The 20,570-nt window shown below is 40.7% G+C and carries 16 protein-coding genes; 3 read left to right on the forward strand and 13 right to left on the reverse strand.

Annotated elements, in window-relative coordinates:
* Positions 1-16 precede the first annotated feature (16 nt).
* On the forward strand, positions 17-1,588 hold the full coding sequence (locus BFS30_RS07850; RefSeq protein ID WP_069378778.1) for a mechanosensitive ion channel family protein: 1,572 nt from the start codon (positions 17-19) through the stop codon (positions 1,586-1,588).
* Positions 1,589-1,660: 72 nt separating this feature from the next.
* Here BFS30_RS07850 and ahcY read toward each other — a convergent pair whose 3' ends face one another.
* Positions 1,661-2,977 carry an adenosylhomocysteinase gene (ahcY, locus tag BFS30_RS07855; protein WP_069378779.1) on the reverse strand — a complete coding sequence of 439 codons (1,317 nt, stop codon included), beginning with the start codon at positions 2,975-2,977 and terminating at the stop codon, positions 1,661-1,663.
* A 79-nt stretch (positions 2,978-3,056) separates the two neighbouring features.
* Positions 3,057-3,518 (reverse strand): hypothetical protein, encoded by a 462-nt coding sequence (locus tag BFS30_RS07860; protein WP_069378780.1) that lies wholly within the window; start codon positions 3,516-3,518, stop codon positions 3,057-3,059.
* Between the two features lie 91 nt (positions 3,519-3,609).
* Here BFS30_RS07860 and BFS30_RS07865 point away from each other — a divergent pair, with 91 nt between their 5' ends.
* A complete protein-coding gene (locus tag BFS30_RS07865; protein ID WP_069378781.1) occupies positions 3,610-4,725 on the forward strand; it encodes a transglutaminase domain-containing protein in 1,116 nt (371 codons plus the stop codon).
* A gap of 23 nt (positions 4,726-4,748) precedes the next feature.
* Here the strand turns inward: BFS30_RS07865 and BFS30_RS07870 are convergent, their stop codons facing one another.
* From BFS30_RS07870 to BFS30_RS07880, 3 genes are read right to left on the reverse strand one after another with little or no spacing between them, the layout of a single operon-like run.
* The gene (locus BFS30_RS07870) at positions 4,749-5,279 is read right to left on the reverse strand and encodes a class I SAM-dependent methyltransferase (RefSeq protein WP_069378782.1); all 531 of its coding nucleotides are present in this window, start codon (positions 5,277-5,279) and stop codon (positions 4,749-4,751) included.
* 56 nt (positions 5,280-5,335) lie between these two features.
* Positions 5,336-6,088: a hypothetical protein gene (locus BFS30_RS07875; protein WP_069378783.1), complete on the reverse strand. Its 753-nt coding sequence runs from the start codon at positions 6,086-6,088 to the stop codon at positions 5,336-5,338.
* A gap of 46 nt (positions 6,089-6,134) precedes the next feature.
* Complete coding sequence (locus BFS30_RS07880; protein ID WP_069378784.1) at positions 6,135-7,532, reverse strand: MFS transporter; 1,398 nt, start codon at positions 7,530-7,532, stop codon at positions 6,135-6,137.
* Positions 7,533-7,618: 86 nt separating this feature from the next.
* Between BFS30_RS07880 and BFS30_RS07885 the strand changes: the two genes are divergently transcribed.
* Positions 7,619-8,005, forward strand: coding sequence for a winged helix-turn-helix transcriptional regulator (locus BFS30_RS07885; RefSeq protein ID WP_069378785.1), 387 nt, complete (start codon positions 7,619-7,621; stop codon positions 8,003-8,005).
* Here BFS30_RS07885 and BFS30_RS07890 read toward each other — a convergent pair.
* The 8 genes from BFS30_RS07890 to BFS30_RS07925 form a co-directional block, all read right to left on the reverse strand.
* Entirely contained in the window at positions 7,972-9,189 is a 1,218-nt protein-coding gene (locus tag BFS30_RS07890; protein WP_208603043.1) for a YdcF family protein, read from the reverse strand. The two genes, BFS30_RS07885 and BFS30_RS07890, sit on opposite strands and share 34 nt — an antisense overlap.
* A 77-nt stretch (positions 9,190-9,266) precedes the next feature.
* A complete protein-coding gene (locus tag BFS30_RS07895) occupies positions 9,267-10,637 on the reverse strand; it encodes a RagB/SusD family nutrient uptake outer membrane protein (protein ID WP_069378786.1) in 1,371 nt (456 codons plus the stop codon).
* A 10-nt stretch (positions 10,638-10,647) separates the two neighbouring features.
* Entirely contained in the window at positions 10,648-13,941 is a 3,294-nt protein-coding gene (locus BFS30_RS07900; RefSeq protein WP_069378787.1) for a SusC/RagA family TonB-linked outer membrane protein, read from the reverse strand.
* Between the two features lie 89 nt (positions 13,942-14,030).
* On the reverse strand, positions 14,031-15,056 hold the full coding sequence (locus tag BFS30_RS07905) for a FecR family protein (RefSeq protein WP_069378788.1): 1,026 nt from the start codon (positions 15,054-15,056) through the stop codon (positions 14,031-14,033).
* A 57-nt stretch (positions 15,057-15,113) separates the two neighbouring features.
* Positions 15,114-15,662, reverse strand: coding sequence for an RNA polymerase sigma factor (locus tag BFS30_RS07910; RefSeq protein WP_069378789.1), 549 nt, complete (start codon positions 15,660-15,662; stop codon positions 15,114-15,116).
* An 82-nt stretch (positions 15,663-15,744) separates the two neighbouring features.
* Positions 15,745-18,444, reverse strand: a complete 2,700-nt coding sequence (locus BFS30_RS07915) for an outer membrane beta-barrel family protein (RefSeq protein ID WP_069378790.1) — start codon at positions 18,442-18,444, stop codon at positions 15,745-15,747.
* A 2-nt stretch (positions 18,445-18,446) separates the two neighbouring features.
* On the reverse strand, positions 18,447-19,325 hold the full coding sequence (locus BFS30_RS07920) for a FecR family protein (protein ID WP_069378791.1): 879 nt from the start codon (positions 19,323-19,325) through the stop codon (positions 18,447-18,449).
* Between the two features lie 54 nt (positions 19,326-19,379).
* Positions 19,380-20,003, reverse strand: coding sequence for an RNA polymerase sigma-70 factor (locus BFS30_RS07925; RefSeq protein WP_069378792.1), 624 nt, complete (start codon positions 20,001-20,003; stop codon positions 19,380-19,382).
* Between the last annotated feature and the right edge of the window lie 567 nt (positions 20,004-20,570).

Below are 20,570 nucleotides of genomic sequence, written 5' to 3' on the forward strand. Positions count from 1 at the left end.
ATAATTTCTTACACCAATGTCTATAAAGTCCCTTTTTACATTTCTATGCCTGTTGAGTTTACAATGCGTATTGTATGCACAGGAGACCAAGATTGATTTAAAGGGATATCCTGTTATCGCACATCAGGATACCTTGTTTCATGTTAAAAACAGACTGGGTTCGTTATCGGCTTCGGAACGTGCGGAAAGAACTTCAGAAAAGGTAACGCGATTGGCTGAGGATCTTCTCTTTGTAGCGGATTCTGTTAAAATTGTAGACGATTCCCTGGTAACTGATCTGGTCTATAAAGGAAATATCCTGATTAGTTTGTCTAAAGCCGATGCAGACTCCGTAAGGATGGATAAGAGCGTGCTGGCAAAGACTTACCAACAGATTATCGTGAAGAATGTAAAAGAATATAAAAGCGAAACTGATGTGGTGGTGCTGTTAAAGCGCGCCGGTTTAGGACTGCTCATTTTACTGGTTCTGGGTGCTGCAATCTTCTACTTAAATAAATATTCCAACCGGTTCCGTGCCTGGATTAGTGTGAAACTTCAAAAAAGAATCGGAAATATTAAGATTAAAGATTATGAGCTGATTAACAAAAGAAGTGAACTGCTTCTGATTGGAAGGTTGCTAAATCTGCTCAAGTTTTTATTAATCTTCCTGCTGATCTATATTACACTTCCCCTGGTATTCCGGCTTTTTCCATGGACGAAACCCTGGGGAGACAGTCTGATTAATTTTGTGCTGAATCCTTTGAAGAATATATTCAGCGCGATGATCAATTTCATTCCCAATCTGATTACCATTGTGATTATTTTCTTTGTCTTTCACTACATAAAAAAGGCAATTAAATTTTTAGCAGAGGAAATCGAAACAGAGAAACTTAAGATAAACGGTTTCTATTCTGATTGGGCAAAACCTACGTACAACATTGTACGTATTGTACTGAATGCATTTATGCTGGTGGTCATCTGGCCATTTATTCCAGGTTCTAACTCTGAAATATTCAAAGGAGTATCGGTATTTCTGGGTCTCCTGATTTCCTTTGGTTCTTCTTCTGCAATCAGCAATGGAGTAGCAGGGATGGTAATCACCTATATGCGTCCTTTTAAAATCGGAGATGTGGTTAAGATAGGGGATACGACCGGTGCAGTGCTTGAAAAGTCTCTGTTGGTTACCAGACTGAAAACCATAAAAAATGAAATCATTACCATTCCGAATAGTGCAATTTTGAATGGCAATACGGTTAATTATACCAGCTTAAGTGTAAATGAAGGATTGATTATTCATACTACGCTTACACTTGGTTACGATATTCCCTGGCAGACCATTCATAGCCTGTTGATCAATGCCGCTCTGGCAACAGATGGAGTGATTAAAGAAAAGCAGCCATTTGTATTGCAAACCAGCCTCGACGACTGGTATGTGTCTTATCAGCTTAACGCTTATGTTGACAAGCCGGAAATTATGGCTTTGATTTACTCAGAGCTGCATAAAAATATTCATGAAGCCTTTAATGAAGCAGGGGTAGAGATCATGTCTCCGCATTATCAGGCAATCCGGGATGGAAATGCGAGTACACTGCCTAATCAGACTTCCTGACCGGAAGAATTCTACTTCATAAAAAAAGGGATGCAGTTTCAAACCGCATCCCTTTTCTTTTAAACGATATTTCTAGTATCTGTAAGCTTCCGGTTTAAATGGACCTTCAACAGGAACACCGATATAGTCTGCCTGATGCTGATCTAAAACATCCAGTTCAACACCGATTTTTGCCAGGTGTAAACGGGCTACTTTTTCATCAAGATATTTAGGAAGAACATAAACTTTGTTCTCATATTTATCTGTATTTGTCCAAAGTTCCAACTGAGCTAAAGTCTGATTGGTGAAAGAGTTAGACATTACAAAGCTTGGGTGACCTGTAGCGCAACCTAAGTTTACTAAACGACCTTCAGCTAATAAAATGATGTCTTTACCGTCAATAGTGTATTTATCAACCTGAGGTTTGATTTCTATTTTAGTATCACCATAGTTTTTGTTTAACCAGGCAACGTCGATTTCATTATCGAAGTGACCAATGTTACAAACGATGGTTTTGTCTTTCATCGCTTTGAAATGCTCTGCACGAACGATATCACAGTTTCCGGTAGTAGTAACTACGATGTCAGCTTCTTTAACGGCAGTAGCGAATTTTTTCACTTCATATCCTTCCATTGCTGCTTGTAATGCACAGATCGGGTCAATTTCAGATACAATTACACGTACACCTTGTGAGCTTAATGATTCTGCAGAACCTTTACCCACATCACCATAACCCGCAACAACAGCAACTTTACCAGCCATCATTACATCAGTTGCACGACGGATCGCATCAACCAATGACTCACGGCATCCGTATTTATTATCGAATTTAGATTTGGTAACTGAATCGTTAACATTGATCGCAGGTAAATGTAAAGTGCCATTTTTCATGCGCTCATACAGACGGTGAACACCCGTAGTTGTTTCTTCAGATAACCCTTTGATAGCAGCAATCAGCTCTGGATATTTATCGAATACCATGTTGGTTAAATCACCACCATCGTCTAAGATCATATTTAATGGCTGACGCTCCGGACCAAAATGTAAAGTCTGCTCAATACACCAGTCGAAATCTACCTCATTCAGACCTTTCCATGCATATACCTGAATACCTGCAGCAGCAATTGCAGCCGCAGCGTGATCCTGAGTAGAAAAGATATTACATGATGACCAGGTTACTTCTGCACCCAGTTCAACTAAAGTCTCAATTAAAACTGCAGTCTGGATAGTCATGTGCAGACATCCTGCGATGCGCGCACCTTTTAATGGTTTTGAAGGACCGAATTCTTCGCGTAATGACATTAGTCCCGGCATCTCTGCCTCTGCTAATCCAATCTCTTTACGACCCCATTCTGCCAGTGAAATGTCCTTAACTTTATAAGGAACGTAAGTTGTCTCTACTGATGACATATTTTTTTATTTAAGTTTCTGTTTTACAATTTGTTATGTTTGAGTGCGTTCTGGTTTGAGTGGGATGTACCTGCCTTTTCTAAAACAACCTCATTTTTACTTCGGCAAAATTACACAATAGTTTAGCCAAATTCAAAAGTGCGATAGAGTTGTAAGCGATACAGAAAAATGCAAAGCCACATATTCCGGTTGTCAGGGCTGAGGCATGCAATACATAATACCATAGCTCCAGTCCAGAAAAGGTACTCCAGGCCGCGATCCGGTCGTTAAACTCCATGTAATTAATCAATAGCCAGGACATAATAAGTCCCAAGGTGCTGATCATCGCGGTTATTTTCGCTGAACTGTGCCTTTTTTTTAAAATCAGGAGTAAAATATTTAAAACGATCAGCGTAAATATGACATACCAGTGAAGATAAAAAAATGGAGAATTGCTCATGTCCACTGATGATGGTCCTTCCGGGCTGGCCCAAAGAGCCTGGATGTAGCCGAAACCTATTGCCGAAAGATTAAGGAATAATGTTTTATGGATATGGCGCATATTGATCAGTATCGGAATGATTTTTCTCCCGCAAAAATACTGATAATCTTAAGCTACATTTCACGTATATTTATTACAAATTAATTTCTACATGAAGATATCGATCCCGATTGCCTTGTTTTTGCTTGTTTTTACTGCTGAGCAGTCCATCGCTCAAAATTTTTATAAAAATGAGCCACTTATTCTCGCGGAAAAAGAACAGGCAGCCATTCTTACAGGAAAAAACTGGCAGGAAAACCGTTGGAGGATATCGCCTCAGATCGCACATGATACTTTGAAACTGAAACTGTATTCTTCAATGGAGGATGTTGGCTTCAGGACTGACAAGGATAGCATCAAGTTTAAAATCAAGGTGGGGGAAACGAAATCTTTTTATGTGAAGATGGGAGCTGTTGAGCCGGCCCATACCATATTTGCCGCTGAGCCCTTTATCTGGGATATCATCTCTTATGGTAAGGAAAGAAGAAGAAAAGATATCCGCATATTTTACGAACAGGCTAACCATTCTTATTTTGATTCTTTACGCCGCTTGTATCCTTTGGATCAGGTGCTGATAAAGGAACGTACAGATATGGATAAAGTTCTTTCTATAATGAACTGGACACATCACCAATGGAAACATGATGGGAATAAAAGCCCTAAGAAAAATGATGCGATATCTATTCTGGAGGAAGTAAAGGAGGGAGGGCGTTTTCCTTGTTTTGCTTATTCGATCGTTTTACGCGATCAATTGACAGCTCATGGTTATCAGGCGAGAGTGGTTTATATCAAAACAAAAGATTTAGAAACCAGGAAAGGTTCTCCAGGTCATGTGGTCACTGAGGTCTTTTTAAAAGATCTGAAAAAATGGGTGTTTTTAGATGGGCAATTTAACGTAATGCCTACTTTAGGTGGTAAACCATTAAATGGGGCTGAGTTCCAGCATGCCTTAAGCAAAAATTATGATCAGGTGGTACTTTCAAGTAAAGATATGGTCGATAAAAAGGAGTACACGGATTTTGTATATGATTATTTATATTATTTTGATACCGCGTTGGATAACCGGATTTTGCCGGTAAAGGAGCGGTATACAGTTGATGGTAAAAAATCTTTAATGCTGGTTCCAACAGGAGCTGCCCATCCTACTAAAATAGGTTTCTGGAATTCTGTAATCGACTATTGCTTGTATACTTCTTCATTGAACGATTTTTACGCTGCTCCAAAATAATCCGGGAAATTATGCTTGTTTCTTTAATGGCTTTGCCAGGATAGTGGCTTAGCGATTATGCAAATTGCCGATAGAGGATGCAATTTTCCAAATATAACATTGACAATCTCAAAGGAATGCTGATTCAGCATTACCTTTAGTGGGTCGGCTGCGGCTATGCTGATGTCATAAGGTGCCTGGTGAAACAGGTAAAACAGGCCGCTGTCCGGAACCAGGTAATCCCGGATCAGCTGAAGTTCTTTCCGGGGATCTTTCCAAAATACATTCAGGTTAAACGAGAGTACTTTATCGTAGTGTTGAAGAGACAATTTTGTCTTTGCAAAATTCTCCTGAATGAAGTCAGAATGACCGGAATTTATGAACCTTTCATTGCGTTTTACCGCCATTCTGATGGCTGCAGCTGATTGATCAATGGCTGTAATTTTTCCCGTTGTTAGCCGGGCAGCAATCAGCTCTGCTAAAATCCCGGATCCGCAACCAATTTCCAGCAGATGGTCTGTTGGCTTATGGTTAAGTGTTGTCAATGCCCAGATAAATCTTTCGTTGATCTTCATTTTCCATTTTTTCGCCTCTTTATCGAAGAAAAACGGATCCTCTTTTGGGATAATGATTAAAATTTAATCAACAGCTTTTCAGAAACCAGATTGCCATTTTTATAATACTCAAAAAACCAATCTCCGTTCTTTTTTAAAACAATCCCGTTGGAAGTTCCATTCTCAGCGATGAAATAATCATTGACTGAGCTTAAATATAAGGTTAAAACTATTTTTGGTGTGGTATCTATAAGTTGGTATCCCGTAACTGTTGGCTGAGCATATAGCGTGCCTGCAGCCTGGTTTGTTGCGGCTACCGGAGTCTCAATGGCTTTTTTTACCGGGGGAGTTACCACAGGAGCTACGACAGGAACTACCTGTTGTGCAGGTGCCTGGGCCATCCCGGTATAAGTATAAGGAGTTTCTTTTAGCGAAGTAAAGGCGTCTCTCAGCGCCAGATTGTAAGAGGTTTTATACTCTTTCTCCCTGCTCTTGCCTTCCTTACTTTTAAAAACCACATTTCCCTGGCAATCCTTTAAGGCAATGGTCAGGTTGGTGGTAAACATGCCATTTTTCTCTAATACATCTGCATTTAGTGCACTACACCTATTGTTGGCTACTTCCGCAGGCAATTCCGTATTGTCAAAATATACCGTAAAACCCTTCTCTTCTAAAAGTAACTTGGTCAGGGTATTCAACGTATACTGATCATTCTGTTTAAGAAAATTGAATTTTTCCGGTACCAGTACATATTTGTAATTATTTATGGTATGCTGGGCAAAGCCTGAAAAAGGAAGCGCTAAAACGAGTAAAAAAAGATATTTTTTCATATCAACTGAGGTTATTATCAATCAGGATATAAATATAGTTTTTATTTTATTTTTTATCATCAGGCAGAAAAAAGAGAACGACTCCAACTATAAAAAGAAAGCCGATATTAACTGTCGTGGCGACCTGATAAGCGGCTATGTACGACTTTGTGTTTGATTCGGTTCCCAGGTGGCTGAAGAAAACACCACCCACAATTGCGACCCCCAAGGCAACGGAAATCTGCTGTAAGGTTAAGTAAATCCCGGAAGATGCACCGACCATCCCCGCAGGGATGTTTTTGAGTGCCATAGTCATTAATGCAGGCAGCACTGTTCCGCAACCCATGCCATATGTAAACAGGACTACCAGCGTACTGATAGGATTAATCCCCTGGGTGTTGAATATCAGGAGGTGTAACAACAGGCCAATGATCATGATAGTTACGCCTGCTATGGAAATGTATTTTCCATGCCTGGCCACAAGACGGGTGAAAATTAAGGAAGCGACTACATATCCTACACCCTGACAGACAAAATACATTCCGGTAGTTGTTGAGTTAACACCCAGCCCCATTTGTAATTGAATGGTGTTGATTAGAAAATAAGAGTCCTGTACCATATAGTAAAACAAGGCTGCGCAGAGTCCGATGTTAAAGTCCCTGTATTTAAAGACATTCATGCTCATCAGCAGCGGTCTGCCAGACTTCAGACAAAAGCGCTGGTAATAGCTGAAAGCAAATATCAGCAGGAGGGATAACCCCAGCATGATGATGCTCCATGTTGGCCAGCCGGCTTCTCTTCCCTGAATGAGCGGATAGATGAAGACAATCAGGGTAACCATTAACAATAGGGCGCCTATTACATCAAATTTTTCCGGATTCCGGTGTTTTGATTCCTGTAAATAACGGGCACCCAGGATCACCGCTATAATACCTACAGGGAGGTTGATCAGGAAAATCAAACGCCAGCCATCCAGAATAAAATGGGCATCAGGAAGAAAACCTCCCAAAAATTGCCCGATTACCGAGGCCACACCGGCAATGCTGCCATAAATGCCAAAAGCCTTTACCCGTTCTTCCGGAACCGGAAACAGCTCAGGGATAAACGCCAATCCCTGCGGAACCATAAAGGCCCCGCTAATTCCCTGAATAAACCTGGCTACGTTGAGCTGTGTTGCTGTTTGCGAAAAACCACAGATACAAGATGCAATCGTGAAAACAGAGATCCCGATCAAGAAAATCTTTTTCTTTCCGTAGTACTCGCCAGCCTTTCCTCCGGTGATCAAAAAAGCAGCATATCCGATGATGTACATCACAATGATAAACTGCATATCAGCATCTGATCCCTTAACGCCATTTTTTATTGCAGGAAGCGCCACATTTACGATAAACAGGTCAATGACGGTTAAGAATATAGCGGTCGATACTATGCCTAATGAAAACCACTTCGATAGATTTTTATTCATGGATACAACGTTTTCTTTATCTTTATTTTTTCAAAGTAAGTCTGTTCTACTGAGCTAAACCAGTAGTCTTATAAACCGTACCTAGTATGCAGGATAGTACCAATAGTGATAATGAAGCGGTTACAAACGCGAAAAATCCGGGGAATTTTGAAAATGACTTCCCGTTGACAGGCGTGTTTAAGGTAATTGGTGGTAAATGGAAAATGACCCTGGTAAAAGCTATTGCAGCACAATGTCCTAAACGATTTGGAGAATTGAGACGCGAAATGGAAAATGTAACTCAAGGTACATTGACACTTCAATTGAAGGAATTAGAGCGCGACAAGATCATCAGCCGGGAGGCTTTTGCAGAGTCCCCTCCAAGGGTAGAGTACAAACTGACCGAGATTGGGAAGACCTTGATCCCAGTCCTTGATGTGCTGGAAGAATGGTGGGAGAATTATGGATCCAAGGGTTCATCAAAATCGACCTGAAGGGACATCGCATTCGGATAAAATTCCAATGCGGTATCAGACAGACGTTTTCCCATCCGGTATGGCTCATAACCAAGTTCTTTTATACAGCGGTTAAGCAAAACATCTCTGATATACTTGCTTTGCGATTTTATGGTTACCGTAAGTGCAGCTTTTTCCATTGGCATACCATATCTGAACATGATCCTGGCCGCATTCCGCATATTGGTAGTGGTGTGTCTTGCATGAGGCTCCATAATGATTGAGCTTTCCGGAATTTGTAACGCATTCATCAGAAATTTTTTCATTTCGTATGCCTCGCTGTATTTGGTTTTATAGGGATGTACCCGGCCACCCGAAACCATAATAAATGGTGCAACTCCCTTGTGATATTGTTCAGCGGCAAGTCTGCAACGCAACATTCCACCGGCACTTAATTCGGTGTCCTGTTCTTCCGGCCCTTCTCCTGGTGCCAATATCAGGCTGTATTTGTAGGCGCCAAAGTCGGTTTTTTTGATGGCAGAAAGACTTGCTTTGTTTACGGTATTTATCATCGGTTCGTAATCTGCTGCTTCGTTCCGCTCATTAATTTCCAATGCAATTAATGCGAATTGCATGGAGGGTTCAAAGAACAGGTTATTTTTTGTGTTCAGACTTAAGGAAGCGTTCGTACTCACCAACTCCGGATAACTTTTATCTTTCACATTAAATCCTATCGAGTCAATTTTGGGGTAATTAGGTTTTGCCCCCTCCACATATACCCCAATGGTATAATTAATAGCTTTTGCGTCTTGCTCCCATGCTTTACGCAATATTTCTACCGGTTCCAAATGGCCATACAAGCTATAACTACCCGAAGGAATGAGTTGCTTCTTCAGCATCGTATTTAATGGAGTATTCTCCTTAAAAAGAGAGCTTAATTGCTTACTTACCGTTATAATTTCATCTTCACTGAATTTAAAAGCAGCACTGAAGCAAGCGATGTCGCTATTACAATTTTTAAGGGCATCTGTTATTTTTGCAGATTTGGATTTAAGGAAAGCGCTCAACACCGGATCATTCTGGATCAGCTTTTTCACCGCCTGATCCTGCTGTATCAGGGTTAGCAGATGGTAGTTCTTATCCTGAACAGGACTAGTCGTGTTTTGTGCCCATACATTTATCGCACAGAGGCAACCACAGATTAAAAAGAAAAAAGATCTCATTTTGTGTTTAATAAGGTCAGCAGTATTTAAAATAAAAGGCCGGTACTGAAGGGTACCGGCCAGATGAGATAGAAGATTTAGTTATAGCCGGAATTCTGCCAGCCATTTTTATTATTAATGTTGTCAATTTCAACCTGAGGAACAGGGTAGACGCTTCTGAAAGCTGGAATCCCAGGGAAAATAACACCCATTTGGTTTGTTCTTACAATATCAAACCAACGGTCGGCTTCCAGGGCCAGTTCCAACCGTCTTTCCAGATATACAGCGGTCCTGAATTCGCTTTGCGAGGTCAATATTGCCGGAGTTTGTTCTGAAGCACTGGCATTTGAACGTACGGCATTCAGCGCTTTAAATGCTTCTGTATTTCCATAGGCAGCCTCATTTAGTGCTTCCGCATACATCAACAAAACATCTGCACAGCGGAGAACCGGAAAGTCGGCACTGGTTTCGTTGTTTACCTGAGGTGCATTAAATTTGCCCGGTCTGCCGCCGGTTCCGGTTATGGCAACCAAAGCTTTGCGGTTATCGCTGCTTTCAAACAGGGTTTGAGGGATATTGATGATGTTTGTATTGTTGTTATTTCTATAGCGGTTGTCCTGATGAACAAACTCTCTGATCCCGCCTGATAAGTATTGAACAGCAAAAATAACATCTTTACTTGTTTTCAGGTTAGTAGGGAAGGTGAGGTTTTGTGGTACGGTAGCCAATACAGTCCCGTTGTATATTGCCGATACAAGGGGCTGCAAAGTAGAAGCTGCCAGGCTAAATTTCTTTTGGTAAAGATAAACTTTGCCCAATAGTCCGGTAGCCGCATAACTGGTTGCCCTGCCCCGCTGAGCATCTGCCCAGCTTAGTGGAAGTTTTGATGCCGCATCGGTTAAGTCGTCAATCACCTGCTGATAAATCTGTGCAGATGTGGCACGACTGTTTTGCCTGGCTTCCTCTGTTTTTTGAACTTTAAGTACTAATGGAACATCGCCCCAAATGCGGGTCAGGTTAAAATAGCTCAAAGCCCTTATAAATTTTGCCTGCCCGATAATCTGATTTTTAGTGTTCTCGTTCATGCTGATTGCCGGGGCGCGGTCTAAAATAATATTGCTGCGGTAGATGGCCCTGTAATGTCCCATCCAGGTGCCGGCAAGGATGCTGTTGGCGGAAGTTTCGGAAAATACTTCAATCTGATTGCGGACACCAGCCCCGGAGCCGGGATCATTGTCGATCAGGTTATCGCCACGAAGCTCAGCCAATGTCAATAAATTATTTCCATAAAGACTATCAGATTGCAAAGCATCATAGCAGCTGATCAGGCCTCCCTGGAGTCCTTTTTCATCCACGTAAAATGTGTTTTCTGTATAGGAATCCAGCGGCTTTAAGTCCAGGAATTTCTTGCAGGATGTGGCTGTTATCATTAAACCACAAGTAAGGATTGGTATGATATATTTTTTCATCTTTCTAATTTTATAAAGTGATGTTAATGCCTATTGATGTTGTTTTCGCTGTTGGATATACGCCATAATCTTCGCCGTTTGTAGTGGCATCAGCCCGGTTCGTCACCTCTGGATTATACCCTGTGTATTTGGTAAAAGTGAAAGGGTTCTGCATGGATACATATAGTCTGACTTTCGTTAAGGCTATCTTTTTAACCAGGTCTGCAGGCAGTGTATAGCCTAAAGCGATGTTACGGATGCGCAAATACGATCCGTTTTCAATATGCCAGGTAGAGGTGGTGCCGTTGCTTCCTTTAGCTGCGCGGTTTGCCCTTACATCCTGTCCGCTACCGGGATTGCTTTCTGAAACCCAGCGGTCCAGGGAGCTCACCATGTTGTTCATATTTCCTTCCTTATTGGCAAAATATCTGCGGGAAAGGTTAAGGATCTTATTGCCATGTATGCCCTGCATGGACACATTTAAATCTACCCCTTTGTATTCTGCAGAAGTAGCGAAGCCGTAAGTGAATTTAGGCAGGTAGTTGCCTACAATTTCACGGTCTTTTGTCAGGTCAATGACCCCATCGCCGTCCACATCTTTAAACTTAAAATCACCTGGTTTAGAAGTATTGAGGTCATAGTTACCCTGTGTGTCGGTATAATGAGGATATGCATCTACTTCGGCCTGATTTTTAAACACACCTAACACGACCGGCAAATAATAGGAGCCTATAGGTTCGCCTACTCTAGTGATAAAATAAGCATTTGCCACGGAGCCTGTTTTGATGATATCGGCATTACCAGGACCCAACTCTACCACTTTATTTTTGTTTTTAGAGAAGTTTGCACTTGCGGTCCATTTCACGCCGCCAAATTGTTGTTGTGTCCCTAAGTTAATATCGATCCCCTTGTTGTTAACTTTACCAATGTTTTTCAATTCAGTAGCAAAGCCTGTAGAAATGGGTACCGGTACGTCTAATAAAAGGTTATTGGTGTTACTGTTATAAACATCAACAGATAGGGTGAGCTTATTTTTGAAAAAAGCCGCATCAAAGCCGAGATTTAGCTGTGCTGTTTTTTCCCATTGCAGGTCATCATTTGGCTGAGTAATTGGAGCAGCGCCGTTAATCACGCCGGGAGTTGCCCCACCAAATACATAACCATAATTATTCATAGCACCCTGAGCTGCATAATTAGGAATGTTAAAGTTACCCGTTAAACCATAACTGGCTCTTAACTTCAAATCAGATATCGTTTCTGATTTTTTTAGAAACTCTTCTTCAGATAATCTCCAGCCAACGGATGCAGAAGGGAAATATCCCCATTTGTTGTTTTTTCCAAATTTAGAAGAACCATCCGCCCTTACTGAACCGGTAAATAAGTATTTTCCTTTATAGCTGTATTGTAATCTCGCAATACCTGAAGCCAGGGCCCATTGTGTTCTGGTGGCTGTTCCGTTGGTCACTATACCAGCTTTTATAAACTCTACCTGATCACTGATAAACCCTTTAGAAGCAAAGGCATAATTACCGCTTAAATCGTCTTTTTGAGTCGACCAGCCTACCAATGCATTGATGTTGTGATCGCCAATTGTTTTCGCATAGTTTAAGGTTTGTTCCAACAACCAGTTGGTTTCTTTTATGGTTCGGGAAGATCCGGTGGCGTCAGACATTGGATTCCCTGCAGTATTGGCTTGAGGGATGATAGATGGCCTGAAAATATCTTCTGAGCTGCTAAACAGATCAATACCCAGTTGAATCTTATATTTTAAATCCTTTAGCACTTCTGCTTCCAGAAAGGCACTACCGGTCATTCTGGTGGCAGCCACATCATCTTTTTGAAGCATGGCCAGGGCCACCGGGTTCCAGGCCTGTGTTTCTCCATTTCCCGTTGCTGTTGTATTATTAGGTAGGGTGGTGATGGTGCCAGGGCTCCAGGAGTTCTGGTCAAAATTATAGCTTCCATCAGCATTGTATACCGGAAAAATAGGCGAATAATGCAGGGCCGACGCAACAATACCGCCTCCGTTAGAACTATAAGCGCCATTGGCATTTACTCTTTTTTCATTGATCACAGAGGGGCTGAAATTAACGCCATACCTGACTACTCCCTTTTTTCCTTCCAGGTTTAACCTGCCGCTATAGCGTTTGAATCCACTATTTAAAATGATCCCATCCTGGTTAAAATATTCGAGTGAACCGTAATATTTTAACAGCTCGCTTCCACCGGCAGCGGAAATGGAATGGTTTTGTATTGGTGCTGTTCTAAAGATTTCGTTCTGCCAGTCGGTATTGGTTAAACCCTGCTGACCTTGTAAATATGGTAAAACCTCCAGTGGCATTACGGTATTGGTGTTGTTGGCGGTATTAAACAAACGGAGGCCGTTGTTGTCATTTGTACTAAAGCTAACCACAGGCTTGCCTAAAGCTATATTCTTTCTGTTGATAGATTCCATTGCGTCGGTATAGGAGTTATTCCGGGAATCTAAAACCATTTGTGCATACTGGTAGGCATCCATCATCTCAATTTTATGTGCCAGAGACTGCCAGCCGGTATAGCTGTTCACATTGATGGTTGATACGCCATTTTTTCCCTGCTTTGTGGTGATCAACACTACCCCATTGGAACCCCTTGAGCCATAAATTGCCGCGGATGATGCATCCTTTAATACTTCAATGGAGGCAATGTCATTTGTATTTAAGGTATTGATGTTGTCATTTGAGATGGGTACACCATCAATTACATACAGCGGATTTGAACCGGCAGTAATGGTACCTACCCCACGAACTTTGATTGCCAGTGGAGCTCCAGGGCTCCCTGATCCCTGGGAAACCTGTACGCCGGCCATTTTCCCGACCATCGCTTCAGCCGCATTGTTAATGGGTTGGTTTTCCAGATCTGAGGCTTTGATACTGGCGATGGAAGTAGTTACATCTTTCTTCTTCTGACTTCCATATCCCACGATAACCACATCTGTTAATGAGGTGGAAGCAGGATTGAGCTGGATCAGTAAGGTGGCCTGTTCACCAGCTTTGAGTACATAATTGTCAATCGTTTTTGTAACATAACCAATAAATGAGGCGCTGATGCTGTAAGGTACATTTGCAGAAAGGCCTTTTATTGAAAATTTCCCTTCTGAGTTTACCATGATCCCCTTCTTTTCATTGGTTTTAGCATTCAGTAAAAGTATGGAGGCTCCCAGTAAAGGCTGCCCGGTCTCATCTTTTACAATCCCTGTGATCTCCGATGTCTGAGCCCAGGACTTTGCCGAGACTGATAACATCAGCAGGCAAAAGAACAAATGTGTAGTAAATTTTCTAAGCATAGTTTGTTTTGTTTGATCGTGTTTTTTTGGCAAAAGATTCCCCTTCCCACTTTTTAGCGGGTTAAGTTTATTTTAATATGGTTCTGGTTTTACTTTTTAATCAGGTAACCTTCGGTTGTTTTGATTTGATTTAGTTTATTTAATTCGGCTATTTCTTCAAGTATGGTATCTATAGTCTGCGATAGTTTTAAACTTCCTGTAAATGACATTTCGGCTAAATCAGCAGGATTGTAAGTAATTTTAACTTTATACTGCTTTTCCAGTTTAGCCAGAACATCAACTAAAGCTGCCTGAGTAAAGTTGAGCTCTCTGACGATATTTTCCTGTCTTATGGCAGAAGACCTGGAATCAGAGACTTTTACTTTATTATTCAGACTGTTGTATACGAGCTCTTTTCCAGGAAGTAGGATCTCGGTAAAAGGCGAAATGCGGTGTGCCGAATCTATGTTTTTCACCTGAACTTTACCCGTATGCAACTGCACTTTAATAAACTTGCTTTTGCCTAAGGCCGTAATGGTAAATGATGTTCCTAAGGCTGTTGTAGAAATCCCTTTAGCATAGACAACAAAAGGATGCCTGCTGTCTTTTGTAACTTCAAAAAAGCTTTTTCCGTTTAAATATACTTCCCGCTTGTTTTTCACGAATGGAATGGCGTACCTCAATTCAGCCCCCGGAAACAGCTTAACTGTAGAGTGGTCTGGCAGGGTAAATAATTGGGTGTTTTCTGTATAGTTTACGATTGATTTCCAGTTTATAGGATTAACCGCTGTCGTATTTGAAATTTTATTATTGGCAAGGCGCATATCTGGTGTGCTCTTGTTCAGGTTTAACAGGCCAACAGTAAGTATCGCGAGAACAATTGCAGCGGCTGAGGTGATTTTAATCCATTTCAAACGATAGGTTTTTGCTATGGTTTGCCTTTTTACTGCATTGAACATCTCCTCAGTTTTTACCTCTTCTATTCCGGCATCATTGGTTTGGTCCCATTCGTCTTTGCTTAATAAATGTTCGGGCAAGTCGTCAATTTCATTTAAATAGGCCAGCACCTGAAGTTTTTCTTCGGGGCTGCATTGTCCTTTAAAATATTTATCTAACAACTCATCAGATACATTCATACTACTAATACGATTGAATTAGGGATAAACCCGTAAGGGGTAAAAAATATTTTTTAATTAACGAAGAAATTTGAAGAGGAGGAGGAATATTGGAAGATAAGCATAACCGTTAAGTTGCTTTATAGCCAATGAAATATGCTTTTCTACCGTTCGTGGAGAAATAGAAAGCTGTTCAGAAATCTCTTTATAGGAATAGCCTTGTAAGCGGTTTAAAATGAAAACTTTCTTACGTGTTGGCGGGAGCCGATTTAAAACAACTTCCAACTGCTGATTGGTTTCAAACTTCTGACTTTGTTCATCAGCTTCTTCAGAAATCCTGTGGTAATAAAGTTTAAGGTTCCGGTCATCATTGCCCAGCTTTTTAAAATAATCGAGTAAAGTGGTTTTTGCGATGCGGAATAATTGTAAGTCGAGCTCGTGTTCTTCGGATAGGGTGTGCTTGAAATTCCAGAGTTTGATAAAAGCCAGCTGAGTCAACTCCTGGGCTATATCTTCGGAAGCTGTCTTCTTGAAAAAATAGGCATACACCTTTTTATGACATAGTTTAAAAACTATTTCAAAAGATACATGGTTCCCCGCTTTTATATTCTGGATATAGTTCAACATTACTGCACAAAACTATTTGTTGCATATTAGCCAAAACTAAATATAGTGTTAATTTTGATTTATTAAGTATGCTCGTCTTTCACTACTTAATCCTTCCATTTTCGTTTTCAAGCGCAGAATTTCTGTTTCTTGGTCCTTTTGAGTTTCCTGTGGTAAATCTGTAACTGAAATTAAGTTTTACCTGTCTGGTTTCAAAGTAACTATAGTTACGGATATAAAGGTCGCCAACAGTTTGTACTGAATTGGCCTTGCTTCCTTTGTATAGATCACTGAAGACGAGCCTTAACGTAGCCTTGTTATCCAGAAAATTTCGCTGTAGGCCAAGATCTATCTGGCTGGTGGCATTGGGGAATTGGTTGGCTCCAACCAAGCGCCTTGAATTGTAAAATCCCATTACTTCTCCGCTTAAACCATAGGGCAATTTAAATGTCTGTTGCAAGCTCAGCCTGCCAGCGGCCTGTTTAAGGTTAAGTTTCCTATTGGCTCCAAAGTCAATTTTGTTATAAAGACCAAAAAGAGTTCCGTTGAACGTGATGTTCCACCAGGCGTATGGAGCGAGTGTTTGGGTAAGTGTTAATGCCAGGTGTTGCTGTACACCGACATTTCGGGGAACCATTACAATTCTAGTCTGATTAATGGTGTCTGTTACCTCAACACTGAAATTATCAGTATGGGTATAGCTCAGTCCGATTATGGTAGCGTTTTTATAAACATACTGGAACTGGGCACGATGGCTGAGCTGTGGGCTCAGAAAAGGATTGCCTTGCCAATAAGACAGCTCATCCAGAAGATAAATAAAAGGGTTTAGATTTTGGTATGCTGGTCGGTCAATCCTCCTGGAATAACTGACTGAAAAATCATGTGACGTTGCTGGTTTTACATTAACAGAAAAGTAGGGGAAAAGATTAGTATAATTTCTGTCTATAGATTGCTCGTTTCCCGAAATTGGAGAGATCTGATCAAGTTTACCTGTTGACGCGGAATTTTCCACTCTCAATCCACCCTGGATCTGCCATTTACCCAGATCTTTTTTGTAATTGAAATAAGCACTTGTGATTTTCTCCCGATAGGAGAACTTATTTGACCTGGAGGGATCTAACAATTCAGCATCTGGCTGTACTTCCAGAAATCTGGAATCATTGGCAGATGATACTGATGAATATTTGGCACCGGTTTCCAGTTTTCCTTTCCATAAATTAGTGGTATAATCCAGCTTTACTGCTCTTAAGCTGATATTGATGCCATTCAGGGAACGGTAAAGATTGTCGCTAAGGATCGTATTATCGATTAACGTGTATCTATTGGATTGGAGGTTACCGGCACGTTTGTTAAAATCACCATAGTCTGCATCAAAATTAATTATCCTTCCCAGTGTATCTTCATATTTGTAGTTAAAGTTAACATTATAGCGCTGGGTCTGTTGAGCGTAGTAGTCGTTAACTGCGGTGAGCACCTGATCTACATTTGCCGAGGGAGCAATACCGATTTCTGTCCTGGTATCGGTTATCCCTCCACCAAACAGAAAATTGCCATTCAATAGTACGCCAACTGTATGCTTTTTGTCTATCGCAAAATCGGCTCCGATCCTTGAGCCTATTTTTTTTCGCTTGTCTACATCGTCGGTAAAACTATTATAAAACATGCCTTCCTGTAATCGATCTGCACCATACAGATAGGAATAATACCCTAAAAAATGGCTATAACTCCCATAAAGGTTAAACCTGTTTTTCCTGAAGCTTAAAGAAAGGTCCTGGTTATTTCTGAGGTATACTCCATAACTTAAGCCTGTAGTTAAGCTGGTACTAAAACCCTGAACCATCGATTTTAATGTCTTCACATTAATGATGCCCGCCGTTCCCGAAGCATCATATTTTGCACCTGGACTATTGATGATTTCTATCGACCTTATGTCTGAAGAAGATATTGATTTCAGCAGCTCGGCAATCTCCTTACCAGAAAGATAGGTCTGTTTACCGTCTATCAGGATTGCCGTACCAGCCTTGCCATTAAGGGAGATATTGTTATCACTTCCCACCGTTACTCCGGGTGCCCGACCCAATAGCTCAAGTGCATTCATGCCCTGTGCACTGACACTTTTTGATACATTGAATACAATGTTACCACCTTCCATTTCGATTATTTTCGGACTTCCGGTTATGTTTACTTCTTTTAAAATTTTTGCTTTGGGGACTAATTTCAATTTTCCGAATATCTTTTGCTGACTACCTTGTTTCGGAATAGCGAATTTAAAAATCAGTACCTCATAGCCAATTGATGATATCTTTAAGGTGTAGTCTTTGTTGCTCCTGAACGTATGGGAAAACTGAAAATGTCCCTGGTCGCTCGCAATCGCGCCACTCACTTGTAATTCGTTTTCTAATAATGAAACGGTAGCAAATGGTATTGGTGTACCTTCAAGATTTACTGTAGTTCCGGAAACTGTTGTTTTCGCAGTTCCGCTTTCTTGCTCTTTTATTAGTCGGCTCCCAATAACGATCATGGTTTCCGACAATACCTGATAAAAAAGCTGTTTATCAGGTAACACGCTGTCCAGCACTTTCGAAACCGGTAACCTGTTAAAACTGACTGAAACCAGCATCGTATCTGAAATCATTTCATCGCTATAGACAATATTGTATCCACTTTGTAGCTGGATTTGTCTGAAGAGTTCTACTATAGGTTTGCGGTTAAGCTTAAGTGTAATCTCACGTTGTTGGGCCTTTGCTGAAAGAACGACCAGGAAAAGCAGGGCCAGGGAAAATAGAAGTGCAATTTTTTTCATTCTTAGTCCTTGATCACTACCAATCTGTTATTGATCGTATAGGTTAACGGATAGGATAGTTTAAGCGCTTCTAAGGCCTGTTGTATGGTCTCGTTTGCAAATCTTCCGCTAAAGCGTTTATCTTTTAACTTTTCGCTATGGATTTCTATCCTGAGGTCGTATTTTTTCTCCATCCGCATGACCAGGTCGCTAAGCCTTTCTTTACTGAAAATAAGCGTATCCGCTATCCACTTCGTCTCATTTAAAAGTGTTTCGGATTTTATGGAGCTAACCAGGAACTTGTGCTGTGTGCTATCCCTGGCAGTGTTAAAGATGAGCCTCTCATTTGGATGTAGCAAGATTTTTTGCTTACTATCCAGCTTATCTGTAATTTGGATCAGGCCCCTTACCAATGCGACCTGGATCTTTTTGCTGTTCTTGTAGGCATTGACATTAAAAGCGGTGCCCTTGACTTCGATATCGATATTTCCTACATGTATCAACAATGGAATATCTTCGTTCTTAACTACATCGAAGTATGCTTCACCCTCCAGGATTATTTCACGTTTGTGCTGGCCAAAAGATTTATTATAATTAATGCTGGAATTTTTATTCAGCCAGATCCTGGTACCGTCATCAAGCACTTTGAACGTTTTCTCTCCTGTCGTTGTGAGAATGTCAACATTTTTATCTGCCGGATGGTTTAACAGATGATAACCCAGCATTCCAGTACCAGCCAAAAGCACCAGCACTGCGGCAACTTTAAGCAGGTTATTAATGAACAATGATTTCTTCCCCGCTATAGAATAATCAAACTTTCCTACAAACCCCTGATTTTCGGCAACGTTGATCATATTCCAGATGTGGTTAAGCTGTTCTGTTTTACGGTCTTCTTTTTTCATTGTTTCAGTGCTTATATGCTAAGGACAGATTTAAATTGGAAATTACTTACTGCATCATAAAAAAAAGAACAGAAGGTCAGAATGTGCTTGCTTCCTGGCTGTTTTTCCCTGTGGATGGTAGCCCAGATATCCACTTATAGAATCCGCAAGTGATTTTACTGCCTTGTACAGCTGATTTTCAACTGTCCTTACTGAAATACCCAATATCTCAGCTACTGCATTGCTTTTAAGCCCTTGCTCTTTAACGAGCCTGAATATGATTTTACGCTGTTCCGGAAGAGCAGCGATCGCCTGGTTCATCAATCGCACCAGTTCCTTATCATCGGTCCCTACGTAATTATCATCCAATGGTTCTTCAAATGATTGATCACCGGGAAATTTGGTAAATAAAAGGTGTCGTTTTCTTTCAGATCTGATTAAATTAAGACAGGCATTCTTGATGGAGACATACAGATAGACTTCTGGTTTGACCACTTTTGATAACCTGTCCCGTTTTAGCCATAACCTGACGAAAAGCTCAGAGGTTATCTCTTCAGCACTTTCCTGCTGTTTGGTATATTGCCTTGCAAAAGAGAGGAGCTTATCGTAGTACAGAAAAAAAAGCTGATTGAATGCAGCCCTGTCCCCATTCTGGATTTCTTCAAACAATTGTACAATCTTCAATTTTTCTTCTGGCATTAACCGTCTGTTTTTGTAAAATAAGTATGGGCGTTATTATCAATGACACTGAAGTTTGAAGATATACTTATTCTGGAACAAAATTTATAAACCACTCTTTATCGAAAAAGTTCATTATATAAATATGGTTCTCTCGTTACGAGGGTGCTATTGGAGTTCGCTCCATTCAAGACCTGAAAGTTAGCTAAAACAGAAAAGCTTTTGCGATGTAGCATAGGGACTGATCTGCAATTCCATTGGTCTCCCTTGATTGTAAAATGATTTAAAAACAGGGCTAAAAAAGTAGGGCAAGCGACCGTTTTACCGTGCTTGCCCTTTATGCTCCCGAGACTGTGTATTTTTCCAGAAATTTGTTAGATGATTTGAACAGAATTTCAAAAATTGATGAAGATTATTTAGAATAACCTAATAGCTTTTAATTTTTGCTACTAATCTGTCAAAATTAAAATTGTAAATAAATATTTAATTGTGATTAAAGTCTTAGATCATTAGTAAGGAAAAATAACTACTTATTGTTTTTATCAAAATTTGCAGATTAAATCTTGGGTGAAGAGAGATAACTTAACT

It is taken from the genome of Pedobacter steynii, from assembly GCF_001721645.1.
GTDB lineage: Bacteria > Bacteroidota > Bacteroidia > Sphingobacteriales > Sphingobacteriaceae > Pedobacter > Pedobacter steynii_A.

Bases quoted from the DNA above. Each gene is read 5' to 3' on its own strand.
- BFS30_RS07895 (WP_069378786.1), bottom strand. From the start codon at position 10,637: ATGAAAAAATATATCATACCAATCCTTACTTGTGGTTTAATGATAACA.
- BFS30_RS07915 (WP_069378790.1), bottom strand. From the start codon at position 18,444: ATGAAAAAAATTGCACTTCTATTTTCCCTGGCCCTGCTTTTCCTGGTC.
- ahcY (WP_069378779.1), bottom strand. From the start codon at position 2,977: ATGTCATCAGTAGAGACAACTTACGTTCCTTATAAAGTTAAGGACATT.
- BFS30_RS07870 (WP_069378782.1), bottom strand. From the start codon at position 5,279: ATGAAGATCAACGAAAGATTTATCTGGGCATTGACAACACTTAACCAT.
- BFS30_RS07920 (WP_069378791.1), bottom strand. From the start codon at position 19,325: ATGAAAAAAGAAGACCGTAAAACAGAACAGCTTAACCACATCTGGAAT.
- BFS30_RS07900 (WP_069378787.1), bottom strand. From the start codon at position 13,941: ATGCTTAGAAAATTTACTACACATTTGTTCTTTTGCCTGCTGATGTTA.
- BFS30_RS07910 (WP_069378789.1), bottom strand. From the start codon at position 15,662: ATGTTGAACTATATCCAGAATATAAAAGCGGGGAACCATGTATCTTTT.
- BFS30_RS07865 (WP_069378781.1), top strand. From the start codon at position 3,610: ATGAAGATATCGATCCCGATTGCCTTGTTTTTGCTTGTTTTTACTGCT.
- BFS30_RS07880 (WP_069378784.1), bottom strand. From the start codon at position 7,532: ATGAATAAAAATCTATCGAAGTGGTTTTCATTAGGCATAGTATCGACC.
- BFS30_RS07890 (WP_208603043.1), bottom strand. From the start codon at position 9,189: ATGAGATCTTTTTTCTTTTTAATCTGTGGTTGCCTCTGTGCGATAAAT.
- BFS30_RS07860 (WP_069378780.1), bottom strand. From the start codon at position 3,518: ATGCGCCATATCCATAAAACATTATTCCTTAATCTTTCGGCAATAGGT.
- BFS30_RS07875 (WP_069378783.1), bottom strand. From the start codon at position 6,088: ATGAAAAAATATCTTTTTTTACTCGTTTTAGCGCTTCCTTTTTCAGGC.
- BFS30_RS07885 (WP_069378785.1), top strand. From the start codon at position 7,619: ATGCAGGATAGTACCAATAGTGATAATGAAGCGGTTACAAACGCGAAA.
- BFS30_RS07925 (WP_069378792.1), bottom strand. From the start codon at position 20,003: ATGCCAGAAGAAAAATTGAAGATTGTACAATTGTTTGAAGAAATCCAG.
- BFS30_RS07850 (WP_069378778.1), top strand. From the start codon at position 17: ATGTCTATAAAGTCCCTTTTTACATTTCTATGCCTGTTGAGTTTACAA.
- BFS30_RS07905 (WP_069378788.1), bottom strand. From the start codon at position 15,056: ATGAATGTATCTGATGAGTTGTTAGATAAATATTTTAAAGGACAATGC.